The sequence below is a fragment of the Actinoplanes sp. NPDC020271 genome, from assembly GCF_044388125.1.
Classification (GTDB): Bacteria; Actinomycetota; Actinomycetes; order Mycobacteriales; family Micromonosporaceae; genus Actinoplanes.
Genome location: NZ_JBIRWQ010000017.1, coordinates 46,047 through 67,255, shown reverse-complemented (window position 1 = coordinate 67,255; position 21,209 = coordinate 46,047). Strand labels below are relative to the sequence as shown.

The 21,209-nt window shown below is 73.6% G+C and carries 1 protein-coding gene; it reads right to left on the bottom strand.

The genetic code is table 11. The features are described 5' to 3' along the window. Position 1 precedes the first annotated feature (1 nt). Positions 2 to 21,208: a non-ribosomal peptide synthase/polyketide synthase gene (locus ACH442_RS31050; RefSeq protein WP_396341671.1), complete on the bottom strand. Its 21,207-nt coding sequence runs from the start codon at positions 21,206 to 21,208 to the stop codon at positions 2 to 4. Position 21,209: the final 1 nt, after the last annotated feature.

The following is a 21,209-nucleotide window of genomic DNA, read 5'->3' as shown; positions in this document are numbered from 1 at the left end:
GTCACCACTCCAAATCCGAGTCGAATGCTGATTCGAACTCTTCGATCTCGTTCTGTGTCAGACCTATAAGGCCCACGTCGTGGGGGGTGAGGCCGGCGGCGTCGGGCCGCTGCGCCCAGGCCGCGAGACCGCCCAGAGCGCTGATCCAGATGTCAGCCAGCGCGGCCGTCTCCGCCTCGGTGAGAAGATCGCCGGCCCAGGTGAAGGTGGCGCTCAAGACCGGTCCGTCGGCGGTCTCCGAGGTGCCGGCGTTGAGTTCCAGCACGTGCGGCAGCGGAGTCGCCGGGTCCTCGCCCGGCGGGCGAGGCAGGCCACTGGCCACCGCCCAGTCAGCCGTCTCGGCGGTGACGAACCGGCCCAGATAGTTGAAGCCGAGGTCGGCCTCGGGCAGCCCGGCCAACACGCTGCGGGTGGCCGGATTCAGATGGCGCAGCAGGCCGTAGCCGATGCCCTTGTCGGGGACCGCCAGCAGCTGTTCCTTGATCGCCTTGAGCAGGGCGCCGGCGGCGGGTCCACCGGTCAGCGCCGCGGCGGTGTCGAAGCCGCCCGGGTCCAGGGCGACCGGGTGCATCGCGGTCAGCCAGCCGGTGGTCCGGGACAGGTCGATGCCGCCGCCCGGGCCGCCGGTGCGCCCGTGCCCCTCCAGGTCGATCACCACCGGGCCGTCACCGCGCCACCGCGCCACCGCCACCGTGAGCGCGGTGAGCAGCACGTCGTCCACGCCCGCACCGACCGCGGCCGGCACGGTGGTGAGCAGTGCCCGGGTGAGTTCCGACGGGACGGTACGGGTCAGACGGCCGGCCGTGGCGTAGGTGTCGGCACGGCTCAGCGGACGCCGGCCGATCCCGCGCCGGTCGCCGGCGAGCACCCCGGTCCAGTGCGTGAGCTCGGCGGTCCGGGACGGACTGGCCGCCTCCGCGTCCAGTGCGTGCGACCAGCGGCGCAGCGAGGCCGGCACCGGGGCCAGGGACACCTCCCGGCCGCCCTGCACAGCCTGCCATGCCTCCAGCAGGTCGGGCATCAGGATCCGCCAGGAGACGCCGTCCACGGCGAGGTGGTTCACCACCAGGATCAGCACGCCGGGCCGGTCACCCCGGTCCAGCCAGGCGACCTGGACCATCACCCCGTCGGCGGGACGCAGCCGGCCAGCCGCGGCGCGACCCTCCCGATCGACGGCAGCGGACAGCGCGTCGTCGTCCAGACCGGAGGCGTCGACACGGCGTACGCAGTCCCCGGCCCGCACCGAGCCCGGCTCCGGCACCTCACAGCGCCAGGTGGTGGCGTCCTCCGGATCGACAGCGTCCACCCGCATCCGCAGGCTGTCGTGCCGGTCCAGGACCGCCTGCAGCACAGCGTGCAGGGTATCCAGGTCGAGCCCCGCCGGCGACCAGACCAGGGTGGACTGGTTGAACGCGTCCAGCGGCGCGGCCCGGGCCGCGAGCCAGTGCATCATCGGCGCCGGCACGACGTCGCCGACGCCGACGTCCGGCGTGTCCGGCTCGCCGGTGTCCGTGCCGGCCACCGCGGCCAGGTCGGCGACGGTGCGATGCCGGAACACGTCGGCCGCGGTGATCCGCAGTCCGGCCCGGGTGGCCCGGCTGACCAGCTGGATCGCCATGATGCTGTCGCCGCCGAGGTCGAAGAACGCGTCGTCCGGGGCGACATCCGGGAGCCGTAGCACCTCGGCGAAGAGTTCCGTGAGGATCCGCTCGGCGGAGGAGCGTGGCGCCCGGGCGGTCTCGCCGGTGGCGAACACCGGTGCCGGCAGCGCCCGCCGGTCGACCTTGCCGAGCCCGGTCAGCGGCAACTCCGGCAGCTCGACCAGGACCGGAACGGCGTAGTCGGGCAGGACCGCCCGCAGGTGTTCCCGGGCCCGGCCGGTGTCGTAGCCGTCGACCGGTACCACGTAGGCGACCAGGCGCTTTTCTCCAGGCCGGTCCTCACGCAGCAGGACAGTCGACGTGCCGACGCCGCCGGCGCCGGCCACCGCGGCCTCCACCTCACCCAGCTCGATCCGGAAACCGCGCAGCTTCACCTGGTCGTCGGCACGGCCGACGAAGTCGATCTGTTCGTCGCGGGTCCATCGGGCGAGGTCGCCGGTGCGGTACATCCGGGCGCCCGGCGCGCCGTACGGGTCGGCCACGAACCGTTCGGCGGTGAAGCCGGGTCGGTTCCAGTAGCCGCGGGCCAGGCCGTCCCCGGCCAGGTACAGCTCACCGGTGGTGCCGGGCGGCACCAGCCGGAGCCGGTCGTCAAGCACGTAGTGACGCAGGTTGTCCAGGGAACGGCCGATCGGCACGGCGGTCGCCCACTCCCGCTCCGTCTCCGGGTCGGCCCGGTAGACCAGCGCGAACACGGTTGTCTCGGTCGGGCCGTAGCCGTTGACGATGCGGCAACCGGGCGCGTGCTCGTGCAGCCGCCGGACCGAGCCCGGGGTGGTCACATCGCCGCCGGCGCTGAGCTGGCGAACCCGGCGGAACGACTCCGGCGCCTCCTGCGCCATGACACGGAGCAGGCCGGACGTCATGAACATCGAGGTGATGTCGTTGCCCTCGATCAGCTTGCGCAGGGCCGCGACGTCCAGCTCGCCGGGTGGCGCGACGACCACGCAGCCACCGCGCAGCAGCGGCACCCAGAGCTCGAGCACCGAACCGTCCCAGGCGTGCGGCGAGTGCAGCGGCACCCGGTCCAGCACGTCGTCCCAGAGCCGGTCACCGGCCAGGGTGGCGACGTCGCACTGCTGGACGGCGACACCCTTCGGCTCCCCGGTGGAGCCGGAGGTGAACATGATGTACGCCAGCTGCAACGGCGCCACCACCACACCGGTCGGGCTCGCGTCACCACCGGCCCAATCAGCCTCGTCGATCATCACTACGGCCGCCGCGACACCCAGGTTCTCCGCACGCGCCCGTCCGGGCAGGTCGGTGAGCAGCAGCGGTGCCTCCACCTGGCGGTCGAGCAGCGCGGCAAGCCGGTCGTCCGGGTAGGTCGGACTGAGCGGCACGTAGACGCCGCCCGCCTTGATGATCGCCAACAGGGTCACGACCAGGTCGAGCGAGCGTTCCATCAGCACGCCGACCCGGGTCTCCGTGGTCACGCCGCGGGCGATCAGGCGGTGCGCGAGGCGGTTCGCGGCGGCGTCGAGCTCCGCGTACGAGAGGACCCGCTCGCGGAACCGTACGGCGGGCATGTCCGGCGTGGCCCGGGCCTGGCCGTCGAACAGGTCCGGGATCGACCCGGTGAGGGTGGGCTGCTCGGTGTCGAGCAGACCGACCAGCAGCCGGTCGCGCTCGTCACCGACCAGCGTCTCCAGGCCGGAGATCGCCGTGCCGGGTCGCCGGGTGGCCTGCTCGAGGACACCGAGGAAGCGACGGGTCAGCGCCTCGACGGTCGCCGCGTCGAAGAGGTCGGCGCTGTACTCGATCGCGCCGGCCTCACCGAGCAGGGTGATCATCAGGTCGAACTTGACGTGCTGCGGACCGATGTGAGCGGTGGTCACGGTGAGCCCGGGTAGCTCGGCGACCGCCTCAGCGGCCTCGGCCCCGGCGGTGTCCACCGTCAGAACGGTCTGGAAGAGCGGGTGGCGTCCGGTGACCCGGGCCGGGCGCAGCGACTCGACGAGCCGCTCGAACGGGACGTCCTGATGCTCGTACGCGGCAAGGTCGGTCTCCCGGACCCGGCCGACCAACTCGGCGAAACTCGGGTCACCCGAGACGTCGGTACGCAGCACCAGCGTGTTGACGAAGAACCCGACCACCTCGGCCAGCGCCTCGTCCACCCGACCGGCCACCGGCGTGCCGATCGGCACATCGGTACCGGCCCCCAGCCGCGACAGCGTCACCGCCAGCGCCGCCTGCACCACCATGAACGGCGTGGCCCCGAGACGGGCGGCCAGGTCGGCGATCCGGTCGTGCACCCCGGCAGGCAGGGCGAACGTGCTCCGCCCGGCTCGCTGCGGCCCGGCGAGCGGCCGGGATCGGTCGACCGGCAGGGTCAGCTCGTCCGGCAGCCCGGACAGCGTGGCGCGCCAGTAGTCCAGTTGCTCCTTCTCGTCGCCGGCAACCGCTCGTTGCCAGATCGCGTAGTCGGCGTACTGCACCGCCAGCGGCGCCCACCCGGGAGGCCGGCCGGCCAGCCGCGTGGTGTACGCGGTGACCAGGTCCCGGGCCAGCACCGGCATGGACGCGCCGTCGCCGGCGATGTGGTGCACCACGACCAGCAGCTGATGCTCGCGCTCCCCGGCCCGGCACAACCGGGCCCGGATCGGCATGTCGGTGGTCAGGTCGAACGGCTCGGCCGCCGCCTCCCGCAGCGCCTCGAGAGGCACCACCGGCAGCGCGGGCCGGGCCGCTTCGGCGGGCACCACCACCTGGTAGACGTCGTCGCCGGAGCCGACCACCAGGGTTCGCAGACTCTCGTGGCGGGACACCACGTCGGCGAGCGCCTCGGTGAGCGCGGCGACGTCCAGGTCGCCGTCCAGGCGCAGCAGCACCGGGATGTTGTAGGTGGCGTCCGGGCCGCCCAGCTCGTGCATCAACCACAGTCGTCGTTGGGCTGCGGAGAGCGGCAGCCGGTCCGGACGCTCGGCCGGGATGACCGGCGGCCGGCTGCTCCGGGCCGCGCCGTCCAGCACGGCGTCCAGGCCGGCCACGGTGGGCTCCTCGAACAGCTGCCGCACGCTCAACTCCACGCCGAGGACGGCCCGGATCCGGGCGACCAGGCGGGTGGCCGACAGCGAGTGCCCGCCGAGTGCGAAGAAGTCGTCCTCGACCCCGACCGAGGGCACGCCGAGGATCTCGGCGAACGCCTCGGCGAGCAGCCGCTCGCGCGGCGTGCGCGGCTCGCGGCGCGTCGCGGTGGAGACGTGAACCGGCGCTGGCAGCGCTCGCCGGTCGAGCTTGCCGTTGGAGGTGAGCGGGATGGCGGTCAACTCCACGAAGGCGGAGGGGACCATGTAGTCCGGCAGCGCCTCGCCGAGAGCGCGCCGCAGCCGGTCCGCGTCGCAGTCACCGACCAGGTAGGCGACCAGGCGCTGATCGCCGGGCTGGTCCTCCCGGACGACGACCGCCGCCTGGGCGACTCCGGGCTGAGCGGCGAGAACCGTCTGGATCTCGCCGAGCTCGATCCGGAAACCGCGAATCTTCACCTGATCGTCGATCCGGCCGAGGTACTCCAGCGTGCCGTCGGCACGCCAGCGGGCCAGGTCGCCGGTGCGGTACATCCGGGTGCCGGAGGCCCCGAACGGGTCGGCGACGAACCGGATGGCGGACAGGCCCGGGCGGTTGAGGTACCCGCGGGCCAGGCCCGCGCCGGAGACGTACATCTCGCCGACGATCCCGGCCGGCACCGGCTGCAGCCCCTCGTCGAGGACGTACATGCCGAGGTCCGGGATGCCGACGCCGATCAGGCTCGCCGCCTGCTCAGCCGCGGTGCGCTCGGTGAGCGGCTGGTAGGTCACGTGGACCGTGGTCTCCGTGATGCCATACATGTTGACCAGCACCGGAGCGTCTTCCGCGTGCCGTTCGTACCAGCCGGAGAGGCGGCCGAGGTCGAGCGCCTCCCCACCGAAGATCACGTAGCGCAGCGCGAGCTCGGCGCCGCCCGCCTCCCGGTCGGCCTGCATCAGCTGGTAGAAGGCGGACGGGGTCTGGTTGAGCACGGTGACCCGTTCGCGGCTGAGCAGGTCGAGGAAGTCCGCCGGGCTGCGGCTGGTGTCGTACGGGACCACGACGAGGCGGCCACCGTGCAGCAGCGGACCCCACAGCTCCCAGACCGAGAAGTCGAACGCGTACGAGTGGAACAGCGTCCAGGTGTGCGTCTCGTCGAACCCGAACCAGTGCGCGGTCTGCCGGAACAGCCGCAGCACGTTGGCGTGAGTGACCACCACCCCCTTGGGCGTGCCGGTGGAGCCCGAGGTGTAGATGACGTATGCCGGGTGCTCAGCGGCTGGCTCGATCACCGGCGGGGTGTCCGGCAGGCGGGTCAGGTCCACGTCGTCGAGCAGCACCCACGGCACGTCGCCGGCGTCGATCCGGGATTGCACGCCGCCGGCGCCGACGATCAGCACCGGCTGCGCGTCGGCCAGCATGAACGCGATGCGGTCGGCCGGATAACCGGGGTCGATCGGCAGGTAGGCGGCGCCGGACTTGAGCACGGCCAGGATGGACACCACCAGCTCGGTACGGCGCGGCAGGGCCAGCGCGACGAAGCGCTCGGGACCGGCCCCGTGCCGGGCGAACAGGTGGGCCAACCGGTTCGCCGCGTCGTCCAGCTCGGCGTACGTCAGCTCGCCGTCCTCCCCGGTCACCGCGACCGCGTCCGGGTGCCGCCGCGCCGCCGCCTCGAACTCGCGCACCAGGTTCCGCTGGGCGCCGGCCGGGACCGGCTGTTCCGGGGCGGGCCGGCTCCACGGTCCGAGGATGCGGGCACGCTCTTGCGCGTCGAGCAGGTCGATGCGGCTGACCGGCTCGTCGGGGCGGGTCAGGGCCGCGTCCAGGACCCGGATCAGCCGGTCGGCGAGCCGGTCGGCGGTGTCCGGATCGAACATCTCGGCGCTGTACTCCAGGACGCCGGCCACCTCGCCGGCGTCGCCCGCGGTCAGGTGGAAGACCAGGTCGAACTTCGCGGTGCGCAGATCGACGGTCACCGGCGAGACGGTCAGGCCGGGCATGGCGTCGAGCGCGGCGAGCGCGTCCGGCTGGCCGTCGCTCCAGTCGAGGACCGTCTGGAAGAGCGGGTGGCGTCCGGTGACCCGGGCCGGGCGCAGCGCCTCGACGAGCCGCTCGAACGGGACGTCCTGATGCTCGTACGCGGCAAGGTCGGTCTCCCGGACCCGGCCGACCAACTCGGCGAAACTCGGGTCACCCGAGACGTCGGTACGCAGCACCAGCGTGTTGACGAAGAACCCGACCACCTCGGCCAGCGCCTCGTCCACCCGACCGGCCACCGGCGTGCCGATCGGCACATCGGTACCGGCCCCCAGCCGCGACAGCGTCACCGCCAGCGCCGCCTGCACCACCATGAACGGCGTGGCACGCAGCGTCCGTGCGGCGCTCCGCAGCCGGTCGTACAGGTCGGCGGGAAGCGTGAACTCGGCCCGGCCGCCTCGACCGGCACTGCCGGCCGGGCGCGGCCGGTCGACCGGCAGGGCGAGCTCGTCCGGCAGCCCGGCCAGCGCGGACCGCCAATATTCCAGCTGGTCGTCGGCTTCGCCGCTCATCTCCTGCTGCCAGAGCACGTAGTCGGCGTACTGGACCGGGAGCGGCGCCCAGTCGGCCTCGCCGCCACGGATGCGGCCGGTGTAGGCGGTGGCCAGGTCGGTGGCGAGCGGCTGCACCGAGCCGGCGTCGCCGGCCACGTGGTGCAGGAGCAGGAGCAGGACGTGCTCCCGGTCGCCGGTCCGGAACAGCGAGACTCGCAAGGGGGTCTCGGCGGCCAGGTCGAACCGGTACGCGGCGGCCTCGGCGAGCACGGCCGGAAGGTCGGCCGCGCTGACCTGGCTCGTCTCGAATGGCGTCGGCCGGTCCACGAGGATCTGGTACGGCCCGTCGGCGTCGTCGGCCAGCACGGTCCGCAGAGTCTCGTGCCGCTCGACCAGGTCGGTCACCGCCTGACGCAGCGCGGCGACGTCCAGTTCGCCGTGCAGGCGCAGCGCGGCGGCGATGTTGTAGGCGGGGCTGGGACCCTCCATCTGGTGCAGGAACCAGAGGCGGCGCTGCGCCGCGGACAGCGGCAGGCGGTCCGGCCGGGGCCGCGGGCGCACCGCCGGCCGGCCGGTCGCGGCGCCGTCCAGCCGGGTCGCGATCCCGGCCGCGGTGGGCGTCTCGAAGAGCTGCCGGACGGTGACCTCGACGCCGAACAGCACCCGGATCCGGGCGACCAGCCGGTTGGCGGTCAGCGAATGGCCACCGAGCGCGAAGAAGCTCTCATCGGGTCCGACCCGCGGCACGCCGAGCACCTCGGCGAAGGCGTCGCAGAGCAGTGCCTCGCGCGGGGTGGCCGGCCCCCGGCCGGTGCCGGCCGCGCCGGCGAGCATCGGCGAGGGCAGCGCCTTGCGGTCCACCTTGCCGTTCGGGGTGACGGGGAGCCGGTCGAGGACCATCACCACGGCCGGGACCAGGTAGTCCGGGACGGCGGCGGCGACGTGGTCGCGCACCGCCGCCGGTGCGGCCGTGCCGGTCACGTAGCCGACCAGGCGCCGGTCGCCGGGCCGGTCCTCGCGCACCACCGCGACCGCGGCGGTCACGCCGGGATGCCCGGCCATCAGGGCCTCGACCTCGCCCAACTCGATCCGGTGGCCACGCAGCTTCACCTGGTCGTCGCTGCGCCCGCGGAACTCCAGCTCGCCGTCGGCGGTCCAGACCGCCACGTCGCCGGTGCGGTACATCCGGGTGCCGGGCGGACCGGCCGGGTCGGCGACGAATCGCTCCGAGGTCAGCGCGGAGCGGCCGTGATAGCCACGGGCCAGGCCGTGGCCGGACACGTAGAGGTCACCGGCCACGCCGGGCAGCACCGGTTGCAGGTGCGGGTCGAGCAGGTAGACCCGGGCGTTGACGATCGGGCCGCCGATGGTGGGCGTTTCCGGGCCGGCCAGCGGGGTGCTCATGGTGGCGCAGACCGTCGTCTCGGTCGGCCCGTACGCGTTGATCATGCGACGGCCGGGTGACCACTGGGCGACGATGCCGCCCGGGCAGTGCTCGCCGGCCACCGTGAGCGAGCGGACGCCGGGCAGTGAGTCCGGGTCCAGCTCGGCCAGGGCCACCGGCGGCAGGGTGACATGACTGACGCGTTCCGCGGTGATCAGGTCGACCAGGGGGTCCGCCGGCAGCAGCCGGGCCTTCGGGGCGACCACCAGGCAGGCTCCGGAGAGCAGCGTGACGGCGACCTCGGAGACGGCGGCGTCGAAACTGGGCGAGGCGAACTGCAACACCCGGCTGTCCGGCCGTATGTCGAACCGCTCGCGTTGCGCCTCGACCAGGGAGGCGATGCCGCGGTGCGAGACCACCACGCCCTTCGGGCGCCCGGTGGAGCCGGAGGTGTAGATGACGTACGCCGGGTGTTCGGCCCGCAGGCCGGGCGCGGTCCATGGGGCACGGCTCGCGTCCAGGTCAGGGATGCTCTCCTCGGTGATCACCACGTCCGGCGCCGCGTCCCGCAGGATGTAGGCGATCCGCTCGGCCGGGTACTCCGGGTCGACCGGCACGAACGCCGCCCCGGCCAGGACCACCGCGTGCATGGCGATGATCAGCTCGATCGAGCGCGGCAGCAGGATGGCCACCCGGCGCTCGGGTCCCGCGCCGGCCGCGGCCAGCGCGCCCGCCCATGCCGTGGCGCGCTCGGCCAGCTCGCCGAAGGACAGCTCGGCACCCTCGAAGGCGAGCGCCGGGGCGTCCGGCGTCCGGCGCGCCCTGGCCAGGAACTCCACCGGCCACAGCCCGGTGGCCTCCGGGAGCTGCCGGCCCCGCTGGCGCGGCTCGTCCCGGCCGGCCAGGCCGACCGCGCCGACCGGTGTCTCCGGCGCCAGGGCGACGATGTCGAGCAGCTCACCGAGCCAGCGGGCCACCAGGGCGGCCCGCTCCGCCGGCACCACGTCCGGCCGGTGGTGCAGGCGGAGCTCCAGCCCGCCACCGGGCCGTGGGGCGGCCTCCAGCGCCAGGGCGTAGTGCGGGGCCGAGTGGTGGGTGATCTCACCGATCTCCAGGCCGGCACCACGGGCATACGCCCGGATCGCCTCCGGGTCGAACGGGTAGTTCTCGAACACCATGGCCGTGTCGAACAGCTCGTCGACCCCGGCCGCCCGCTGGATCTCGGCCAGACCGAGGTGCTGATGCTCCAGCAGGGTGACCTGTTCGCGCTGGAGCCGGCGGGCGAACCCGCCAAGGCTCTCCCCGGCGTCGAGGCGGGCGCGCAGCGGCAAGGTGTTGATGAACAGGCCGACCATCTCGTCCACGCCGGGCAGTTCCGGCGGGCGACCGGCCACGGTCATCCCGGTGACCACGTCGTCACGGCCGGTCAGCCGGGCCAGCAGCAGCAGCCATACGGTCTGCAGCACGGTGCCGGGAGTGACGCCCAGGGTCCGTGAGGTGACGTCCAGCGGGGCGGGCCCCACGTAGGAGACGTCGATGCGGGCCGGTTCGGCGACGCCGGGGGCGGCGGCGACCAGCGTCGGATCCTCGATCCCGTCGAGGGCGGTGCGCCAGGCGGCCAGGGCTGCGGGCCGGTCCTGCCCGGCCAGCCAGGCAAGATGATTCGAGTACGGCCTCGGCGCCGCCAGTGGCACGCCGCGGTAGAGCGCGAGCAGTTCCCGCACGATGATCGGCACCGACCAGCCGTCGCGGACCGCGTGGTGACCGGTGATCGCCAGTCGCCACCGCCCCTGCCCCTGCCCCAGGCTGATCAGCGTGAATCGGATCAGTGGCGGCCGGCCCAGGTCGAAGCGCCGGTCCCATTCCGCGGCCAGGACCACGTCCGGTGCGCCGGTGTGCACGGTGAAGTCCAGCGGCGGGTCGGCGAGCACGACCTGCACCGTGACGCCGTCGACGGTGCGCCGGAATCCGGAGCGCAGCGCGGTGTGCCGCCGTACCACCTCGGCCGCGGCCGTCCGCAGCCGTGGCACGTCCAGGTCCCCTTCGAGGTCGGCGACCAACTGGGTCAGGTACGGGTCCCGCTCGCCCTCCCGCTGCGCGCTGTGGAAGACCAGGCCCTCTTGCAGCGGTGCGAGCGGCAGCAGCGCCGCGACGTCACCGTCCGCCTCCAACTCGTCGATCTCCGCCTGGGTCAGCGGAACCAGCAGGTCGGACGGGGTATGCCCGGCCCGCGGCGGGGCGCTGGCGAGCGCCCGCAGCGCGGTGAACCAGTGGTCGGCGAGTCGTTCCATCCGCTCGCTGTCCAGCGCCGCGCCGTCCCAGGTCCAGGTCGCGACGAGTTCGGGGCCGTCCGGCCCCTCGTGGGTGGCGGCGTTGAGCTCGACCAGATGGCCGAGGACGCGTTCCGGATCGTCGGGCGCGCCCGGATGCGTGTCCAGGGCGAACTCTCCGGCGCCGCCGCTGGTGAGCCGGCCGAGGTAGTTGAACGCGAGCCCGGGATGGCCGCGACCGGCGAACTCCGGCGCGGTGACCGGGTCGAGGTAGCGGGTCACCCCGTACGCGAGGTCCTGTTCGCCGGCCGCCCTCAGCTGCTCCTTGACCGCCTTGAGCAGTCCGTGGCCGCCACGCCCGGTGAGCACCTCGGTGGCGCGTACCGCGCCCAGGCGCAGCCGGACCGGTTGGACACCGGTGAACCAGCCGACCGTACGGGACAGGTCGGTGCCCGGCACCAGCCAGTCGGCGCGGCCGTGCCGCTCGGTGTCGACCAGCACGCCGTCGTCGTCGCCGCGCCAGGCGGAGACCGCCACTGCCAGCGCGGTCAGCAGCACGTCGTCGACATCGCCGTGCACCGCGGCCGGAATCGTGGTGAGCAGGGGCACGGTGGTGGCGGTGGCCAGCCTGCGGGTGAGCCGGCCGGCGCCGGCCACGGTGCCCGGGTCGGCACCGTCCGGATCGACGGCGAGCCCCGGCTCGTCGTCCAGCAACGCCAGCCAGGGCGTGGCGCCCGCGGCCGGCAGCCGCGTCGAGCGCGCCGCCCAGGTGCGGAACGAGGTGGACGCCGGGTCGAGCGGAGCGCCCGGGTCCCGCCAGGCCGCCGCCAGGTCGGACAGGATGATTCGCCAGGACACGCCGTCGACGGCCAGGTGGTGAACGACCAGCAGAAGTCGTCCCGGAGCGTCGTCGGCATCGAACCAGACCGCCCGGACGATCACGCCGGATGCCGGGTCCAACTCGTCGCGAGCGGCCTCGCCGGCCGCGGTGAGCTCGGCGTCGGTGCCCGGGCCGGCGATCCGGCGCAGGCAGGTCGTGGCGTCGACCGAGCCGGGCGGGGTGATCTCCAGCTCGGTGTCGTCGATCAGCCGCAGGCGCAGCGCGTGGTGATGGTCCAACGTGGCCTGCAAAGCGGTGGTCAGCCGGGCCTCGTCGGTCGGCGGAACGGTCACCACGACGGACTGGTGGTAGCGACTGGTCCGGCCGCCACGCTCGGCCAGCCGCCGCATGATCGGGGTGGCCGGCATCCGCCCGAAGGCGGCGGCCACGGGTTCGGTGACCGGGGCGGCCGCGTCCGCGGCGACGGCGAGCAGGGCAGCCGCCGTACGGTGCTCGAACACCTGCCGGGCGGTGAAGTGCAGACCGGCCGTACGGGCTCGGCCGACCAGCTGCATCGACATGATGCTGTCCCCGCCCAGCGTGAAGAAGTCCTGGTCGGGTCCGACGTCGTCACGGCCGAGGACCTCGCCGATCAGCCGGCACAGGCGCTGCTCGTCGGGGGTGGCCGGGGCCCGCCCGGCCACCGCCGCGGTGAAGTCGGGCGCGGGCAGGGCGGCCCGGTCGACCTTGCCGTTCGCGGTGGTCGGCAGTTCGGTGAGGGAGACCAGAGCCGACGGCACGAAGTGTTCCGGGAGGGTGGCACGCAGAGTGGCCAGAACCGTGTCGTGCTCGGCGACGCCCACCAGGTAACCCACCAGCCGGCCGTCCCGGACGGCGGCGACCGCGCGGACCACGCCGGGCTGACGGCCGAGCGCGGCCTCGACCTCCCCGAGCTCGATGCGGTGCCCGCGGATCTTGATCTGCTCGTCCGAGCGGCCGAGGTAGACCAGGGTGCCCTCCGGCGTCCAGCGAACCAGGTCGCCGGTGCGGTACATCCGGGTGCCGGGCGCGTCGTACGGGCTGGGCACGAACCGCTCGGCGGTGGCGCGCGGCGCGTTCAGGTAGCCGCGGGCCACCCCGGCGCCGGCCACGTACAGTTCACCGACACCACCGACCGGGACTGGGCACAAACCGCTGTCCAGCACGTACGCGCGGGTGTGCGGGAACGGACGGCCGATCGGCAACGGCCCGGCCGGCAGCTGTTCGCCCGGCTCCACCCGGTGGTCGATGCAGTTCACCGTGGTCTCGGTCGGGCCGTACGAGTTGATCACGGTGACGTCCGGGTGGGCCTTCCGCCACTCGTGCAGCCCCTCGGCGGTGAGCTGCTCGCCGCCGAGCATCAGCAGCCCGGTGGGCGAGACGTCGATCCTCTGGTTGACCAGGACCGGCAGGTGGCTCGGCGTGCCCTTGAGGAAGGTCGGCCGCTCCACCGCGTCGGCGAGCTCGTCGAGCTGCGCGCAGCCACCGGTCACCAACGGGCCGAACAGTCCGGTGACGGTCAGGTCGAAGGCCGGCGAGGAGTGCACCAGGCTGGTGCCACCCACCTCCGGGTACGCCTCGCGGCTGCGCAGCAGGTGGGCGGCGAGCGCGCCGTGCGGCACGACCACACCCTTCGGCACACCGGTGGAGCCGGAGGTGAAGATCACGTAGGCGGCCTGCTCGGGGTGCGGGGCCGGGACGGGTGTGTCCGAACCGCCGGTGGCCAGGCCGGGCAGGTCCGCGGGACGGATCACCAGGGCCGGGCGGGCCTCGGTGAGGATCCGATCGATGCGGTCGGCCGGATAGTCCGGGTCGAGAGGCAGGTACGCGGCTCCCGCTCGGTGCACCGCCAGCAGCGTGGCGACCAGGTCGATGCCGCGCGGCAGCAGGACCGCCACCAGCGACTCCGGTCCGGCGCCGCGAGCCCGCAGTCCGGTGGCCAACTCCCGGACCCGGGCGTCGAGCTGCCGGTAGGTGAGCACGGCGCCACCGGCGCCGACCGCGGGACGGTCCGGGCCGGCGGCGACCTGCTCCGCGAAGAGCTGCGGCAGACTGGTGCGCGGCCGCTCCGGGCGGGTGCCGTTCCAGCGGGTCAGCACTCGGTCGCGGTCCTCGTCGCCGATCAGGTCGAGCCGGCCGACGGCGCGGTCCAGCCTCGTGCTGAAGGCCCGCAGGGCCCGCAGGAACAGCTCGGCGACTCGGGCCGCGGTGTCCCCGTCGATCTGTGCGGGCTGGTGGTGCAGCCGGAACCGCAGCCGCTCGCCGGGCATCGCCATCAAGCCGAGCGCGTAGTGGCTGGCATCGGTGACCCGGGCGTCGGTCAGGCGAAGCCCGGTGGTGGCGGCCAGGTCGTCGAGGGCGTCGTGGTCGAACGGGAAGTTCTCGAAGATGACCGCGGTGTCGAAGAGCTCGCCGAGGCCGCGGTCGCGCTGAATGGTGGTGAGCGCGACGTGCTGGTGGTCCAGCAGCCCGGCCTGCTCCACGGCCAGGCGGCCGAGCAGGGCGGTGACCGGCTCGGCCGGGTCCAGGCGGACGGCCAGCGGTACCGTGTTGATGAACAGACCGACCATGTCCTCGGCGCCGGCCAGATCGGCCGGCCGCCCGGCGACCGTGATGCCGAAGACCACGTCGTCGCGGCCGGTCAGCCGGCTCAGGGTGAGCGCCCACGCCGCCTGCACCAAGTTGTTGAGCGGGACCCGGGCCTCGTGCGCGCTCCGGACCAGTGCGCGCGTCTCGGCGACGGTCAGTGCCCGGTCGAGGCGGATCGGCTCACTGTCGACCACCGGGGTGACGCCGGTCCCGAGCAGTGTGGGCCGTTCCACGCCGGCCAAGGCCCGCTGCCACACCCGGGCCGAGCCCTCGTCCCGGGCCGCCAGCCAGTCGAGGTAATCGCGGTAGGGCCGGCGGGCCGGCAGCTCGGTCGCGCCGCCGTAGAGCTGGAGCAGCTCGCGGACCAGGATCGGCAGGGACCAGCCGTCGGCCACCAGGTGGTGCAGGGTGAGGACGATCGCCCGCTCGGCCAGGGCGACCCGGATCAGCGGCGGGTTCGCCAGGTCGAAGCGCTCGGCCCGATCGTGGTCGAGGAACGCGTCCAGGTCGGTGATCTCGCGCCACGGCAGACTGGCGGTCTCGTGCACCACCTGGGCCGGCTCGGGCAGCCCGGTGGAGACGAAACCGGTGCGCAGCACGGCGTGCCGGTCCAGCAGCGACGAGCAGGCGGCTCGCAGCCGCGCCGCATCGATCGGCCCGGCGACGTGGAGCACGATCTGGATCAGGTACGGGTCGCGCGTGCCGCCGTCGTAGGAGCTGTGGAACAACAGCCCCTGCTGGATCGGTGCGAGCGGCAGCACGTCGGCGACCCCGGGCCGGGCGAGCAGCTCGGCGTGCTCGGCGAGCGGGGTGGCCACCACGGTCGACTCCGGCGCCGTCCCGCGGTCACGGGTGAACGGGGCCAGCGCGGCCACCGTACGGCGTTCGAAGACGTCCCGGATGGCGAACGTGACACCCCGGACCCGGGCCCGGCTGAGCAGCCGGAAGCAGAGCACGCTGTCGCCGCCGAGCGTGAAGAAGTCGTCGTCGACGCCGACCCGCGGCAGGCCGAGCACCTCGGCGTAGAGCTCGCAGAGCAGCTGTTCGCGCGGATCGCGCGGGGCACGCCCGGCCGGTTCGGCGCGCTGCGGCGGTGCGGGCAGCGCTCGCTTGTCGACCTTGCGGTTCGGGGTCAGCGGGATCTCGTCCAGCGGCACCACCACCGCGGGCACCATGTATTCCGGCAGGGTGGCCGCGGCGTGCTCGCGCAGCACCCCCGGGTCGATCTCCACGTGAGCGCCCACGACGTAGGCGACGAGCTTGCGGTCACCGGGCCGGTCCTCGCGGACCACCGCGACCGCGCGGGTCACGTCCGGGTGGGTCGCCAGGGCGGCGGCCACCTCGCCCAGCTCGATCCGGAAGCCGCGCAGCTTGACCTGGTCGTCGACCCGGCCCAGGAAATCTAGGCGGCCGTCGGGACGACGCTGCACCAGGTCTCCGGTGCGGTACATGCGAGCGCCGGGCGGGCCGCCCGGGGCGGCGACGAACCGTTCCGCGGTGAGCGCGGCCCGGCCGTGGTAACCACGGGCCACACCGTTACCGCCGAGGTAGAGCTCACCGGGCACCCCGGCCGGGACGGGGCGCAGCGCGGTGTCGAGCACCCAGGCGACAGTGTTGAGCACTGGCGTGCCGATGTCCGGCCGGTGGTCGGTGACGACGCCGAGGGTCGACCAGACAGTGGTCTCGGTGGGCCCGTACATGTTGAGCACCACGTCGGCCGCGCCGGCCAGCACGGCCGCCAGATCGGGTGGCAGCGCCTCGCCGCCGACCAGGACCCGCAGCCCTTGCAGAGCCGCCGGGTCCTCCTCGGCCACGGCCCGCCACAGATTGGGGGTGGCCTGCACGACCAGAGCCGATCCGGAGCTGCGCGGCTGGCGCAGAGCCGCGCAGAGCGCGACCGGGTCAGTCACGACGTCGCGGGGCGCGAGGAGCACGGTGGCGCCGACCAGCAACGGCAGGAACAGCTCGAGGACCGCGATGTCGAAACCGATGGTGGTGACCGCGAGCAGGTGGTCGCCGGCGGTGAGACCGGTCCGGTCGATCATCGCGATCAGGAAGTTGTCCATCGCCGCGCGCGGGACGACCACACCCTTCGGCTTTCCGGTCGAGCCGGAGGTGTAGATCATGTACGCCGCGGCTCCGCCCGGCACGTCCACCCGTACCGGGGCGGCGTCGGTGACCGTGGTGTCCTCGACGTAGAACCGGGTGATCGGATGGTCCAGCTCGACGCTTCGGTTGGTCAGCAGCAGGACCGGTCCGGCATCGGAGATCATGTAGTCGACGCGGTCGGCCGGGAATCCGGTGTCGATCGGGACATAGGCGGCGCCGCACCGCAGCACCGCCAGCACGGACACCAGCAGGTCGGCCGTGCGGGGCAGGGCGACCGCGACGAACTGGCCGGGCTCGACGCCGGCCGACAACAAGCGCGAGGCCAGCGCGTTCGCACGCTCGTCCAGTTCCCGATACGTGAGCGTGGCGTCCGTGGCGACCAGCGCGATCCCGTCCGGGGTCCGCCGGGCCTGCTCGGCGAACCACCGCACGGTGTCGCCGACCGGCAGCTCCCCGGCCGGTCCGGTGAGCGCCGCCGGGCCGGTCTCGAGCGCGACCGCGCCGAGGGTTCGGCCCGGGTCCTCGGCGACGGCACGCAGCAGGGTGAGCATCCAGGCCAGGGCGTGCCCGGCCAGCGGCTCGGTGACCGGCTGGTGGTCCAGGCGCAGGCGCAGCTCGTCCCCGGGGAAGGCGTAGAGGGCGAGCGGGTAGTGCGTGGCATCGTCCACACCGGCGTCGAGAACCCGTAGCTCGTGGCCGGCGGCCGCCACAGCGGTGGGGTCGGCCGGGAAGTTCTCGAAGATCAGGATGGTGTCGAACAGATCGGCGCCGCCGGAAGTGGCCCGCTGCACGTCGATCAACGGCAGGTACTGGTGTTCCAACAGGTCGGCCTGCCGGTCCTGGATGTCCCGGGCGAGGCTCTCCAGGGTGTGCTCGGGCCCGACGGTGGCGCGCAGCGGCACTGTGTTGATGAACAGCCCGGCCATCTCCTCGACACCGATCAGCTCGGCCGGGCGGCCCGCGACGGTGACGCCGAAGACCACGTCTCCTCGTCCGGTGAGCCGGCCGACCACGGCGGCCCAAGCGGCCTGCACGAACGCGTTCACGGTGACACCGGCGGCGCGGGCGCGGGCGGCCAGGCGGGCGGTCTGCGCGGAATCCAGGTTTGCGGTCAGCCGCTCCGGGCGCTCCGGGGTGTGTGGCGCGGCGACCCGGGTCGGCTCGGCGCCGGACAGCGCGGCCGTCCAGGCGTCCAGTGATGCCCGCCGATCCCGGCCGGCCAGCCAGGCCAGGTAGTCCCGGTACGGCCGTGGCCCGGCGGCGGGCAGCTCACCGTGGTACGCCTGAAGCAGCTCGCGCAGCAGCACCGGCACCGACCAGCCGTCGAGGACCATGTGGTGACAGGTGATCGTCAACCGGCGACCTCCATCCGGCAACGCCTCCAGTGCGGCCCGCAGCAGCGGCGCGACGGTCACGTCGATCGGCCCGCCGGGCTCGTCGTCCCAGGGCACCTCCGGAGCTGTGTGCACGGCCAGCACGGGCCGGCTCAGACCCTCATGGCGTACCGCCGATCGCAGCACCGGATGCCGGGCGAGGACCGCGGCCAGTGCCCGGCGCAGCGCGGCCGGATCGACATCGCCGGCCAGATCGAGGTGGACGCGCATCACGTAGACGTCGCCCTCGGCGTACGCGCTGCGTGCCAGCAACCCCTCCTGCAGCGGCGTCAGCGGCAGCACCTCCGCGACGCCCGGTTCCGTCAGCACCGCTTCCAGTTCGCCGGCGGGCAACGGCGCGGGCAACTCGGTCTCCGCGGTGTGCACCGCGGTGCAGACGCCGACCAGCCGGGCCACCGTACGCAGCCGGAACAGCTGCCGGATGGGCACGTCCACACCGGCCCGGTGCGCGGCGGCGACCACCCGGGTGGCCAGCAGGGAGTGACCACCGAGCGCGAAGAAGTCGTCGTCGATGCCGACCAGGCCGCTCTCCAGCACCTCGGCGAAGATCCGGCAGAGGAGCGACTCCAACTCGGTACGCGGCGCCCGGCTGCCGGCCGTCCCGGTGTGCACGGGCGCGGGCAGGGCACGCCGATCGAGCTTGCCGTTCGGGGTCAGCGGCAGCGCGTCGAGGGCGACGATCGCCGCCGGGACCATGTATTCGGGCAGCCGGTCGGCCACGTGGCGGGCCAGGTCCGCCTCGGCGCCGACGACGTAGGCGACGATCCGCTTGTCACCGGGCGAGTCCTCGCGCACGATCACGGCAGCGCGCTCCACAGCCGGGTGAGCGGCGAGCACGGCCTCGATCTCGCCGAGCTCGATCCGGTGGCCGCGGACCTTGACCTGGTGGTCGACACGGGAGATGAAGAACAACCGGTTGTCGTAGCCGACCCGTACCAGGTCGCCGGTGCGGTAGAGGCGACCAGTTCCGTAGGGGTTGGCCACGAACCGCTCGGCGGTCAGCGCCGGCCGGCCCAGGTAGCCGCGGCCCACGTTGCCACCGCCGATGTAGAGCTCGCCGGCGTGGCCGGGCGGCACCGGTTGCAGCGCCGCGTCGAGCACGTGGACCTGGGTGTTGAGGATCGGCTCCCCCAGGTCGGCGGCGCCGCCGCGAACCGCGCCGGCGGTGGCCCAGACCGTGGTCTCCGTCGGGCCGTAGACATTCGTGACCTCATCCGCCGCGGCGACCAACCGAGTGGCCAGGTCGTCGGGCAGCGCCTCACCGCCGGCCAGCACGCGCACGCCGGCCAGATCGTCGCCGCCGGCCAGGAACATGTCCCACAGGCTCGGCGTGGCCTGCATGACGGTCACCCGCTCACGGGCGATGAGGGCACGCAGCTCGCTGGTGTCGAGAACCTGGTCACGGGTCGCGATGGCGGTCGAGGCCCCCGACAGCAGCGGCAGGAACAGCTCCAGTACGGCGATGTCGAAACTGATCGTGGTGAGCGCCAGGACCACGTCGTCGGTGGTCAGCGGGACGCGGACGACCATCGCTTGCAGGAAGTTGGCCAGGTTGGACCGGCTGATCGCGACACCCTTGGGCCGCCCGGTGGAGCCGGAGGTGTAGATGACGTAGGCCAGGCTCTCCGGCGCCTGCGGCATGCCCGGGTTCCCGGCCGGACCGGCCGGCACTTCGGACAGCAGCATCACCGGGGTGTCACCGGCCGCCGCCGGGCGGGTCGCGTCGTCGGTCAGCAGCAGGGCCGGCGCGGCGTCGGCCAGCACACCGGTGATCCGGTCGGCCGGGTGGTCCGGATCGAGCGGCAGATAGGCGGCGCCTGTCTTGAGCACACCGAGCAGGGCGGCCAGCAGGTCAGCGGATCGGGACAGGGCGACGGCCACCAGACGCTCCGGGCCGGCGCCGTGCCGCAGCAGGGCGTGCGCGATCCGGTTGGCCCGCTCGTTGAGAGCGGCGTAGGTCAGGGTCCGCTCACCACGCACCGCGGGCGCGTCCGGGTCGGCCGCAGCCTGCCGCTCGAAGCGTTCGACCAGGCCGGCCGGCACCGGACCGGACGGGCCACGGCCGAGCCGGAGCAGAACGCTACGGGTGTCGTCGGGGAGCAGATCGGCGGCACCGATGGGCGCGTCCGGCCGGGCGGCCAGCGAGGCGAGCAGGGTGAGGAAGCGGCGCTGGTGCGCCATCACGTCGGTGTAGCGGTAGGAACGCGGGTTGCCGGCGAGCTCCAGCTGCACGTCGTGCGTCGCCGGGTCGCCGAAGCTCTGCAGCATCAGGTCGTTGACCGGCCCGTTGGCCAGCTGGACGCCGGTCGCCACGGTGTCGCCGAAGCGAACCTGGGCGCCGAATGCCAGCGCGTTCACGAGCAGGCCGGACACGGCGCCGGTGGTGCCGGCCCGGCGCAGCTCGGTGTGCAGTTCCTCACGGCGGAACCGCTGCGCGCGCAACGCCTCGCCGAGTCGCTCGCGGACCTGCCTCACCACGTCGGCGAAGCTGTCCTGGGCGGTGACCTTCAGGCGCAGCGACACGTCGTTGGCGAGCATCGCCGGAGTGCGCAGCGCCGCCGGGGTGCGACGGGCAGCGACCGGCATGCCGATCACGATGTCCGACTCGGAGAGCAGACGATGCTGGTAGACCGCGGTCGCGGCGGTCATGACGACGGGCCAGCGCTCCATCGCATTAAGCGCGGCAACCAGGGGCGCGTCGAGCGTGGCCCGGCTGCGCAGGGCGTCCGGCGCCGGGTCCGCGGGACGCTCGGCGAGCGCCTGGCCGGCGGTCTCCTCCGCGAACGTGTCCAGCCAGTAGCGCCGATCCCGGTGGTACTGCTCCGACCCCGGATATGCGGCATCCTCGCCGGTGACGGTGCCGAGGCTGTCCCACTTCGGCTCGCCGATGCCGGAGCCGGACGCCAGCGCCGTGTAGATCTCGGCGAGTCGTGCCACGTACTGGCTCTGCCCGTAGCCGTCCAGCAGGATGTGGTGGTAGCGCAGGTAGAACAGCCAGCGAGTGTCGCTGACGCGCAGCAGCGCGTGGTGGAAGAGTGAGCCGGTGGTCAGGTCGGCTACGGTGGCGCGGTCGTGATCCATCCAGTCGATCACCGCGGCGGCCGGATCCGGCTCGTCCCGCAGATCCAGCACCTCCAGACCGGCCTCGACCCGCGGGCGGATCAGCTGGTGCACCTCACCGTCGTCGCCGAAGACCGCGCGCAACGCCTCGGTCTCCCCGACTGCCCGGTCAACCGCGGTGGCCAGCAGGCGCTCGTCGATCGGCCCGTCGCCGTCGTAGCGCGCGGCGCACTGATACATCGGACTGTCCGGCTGCAGCCGCTGACTCACCCAGACGCCGAGCTGGGCGGCGGTGACGGGCAGCCGGACGGCTTGCAGGTTGGGGACCTCGGTGACTGCCAAT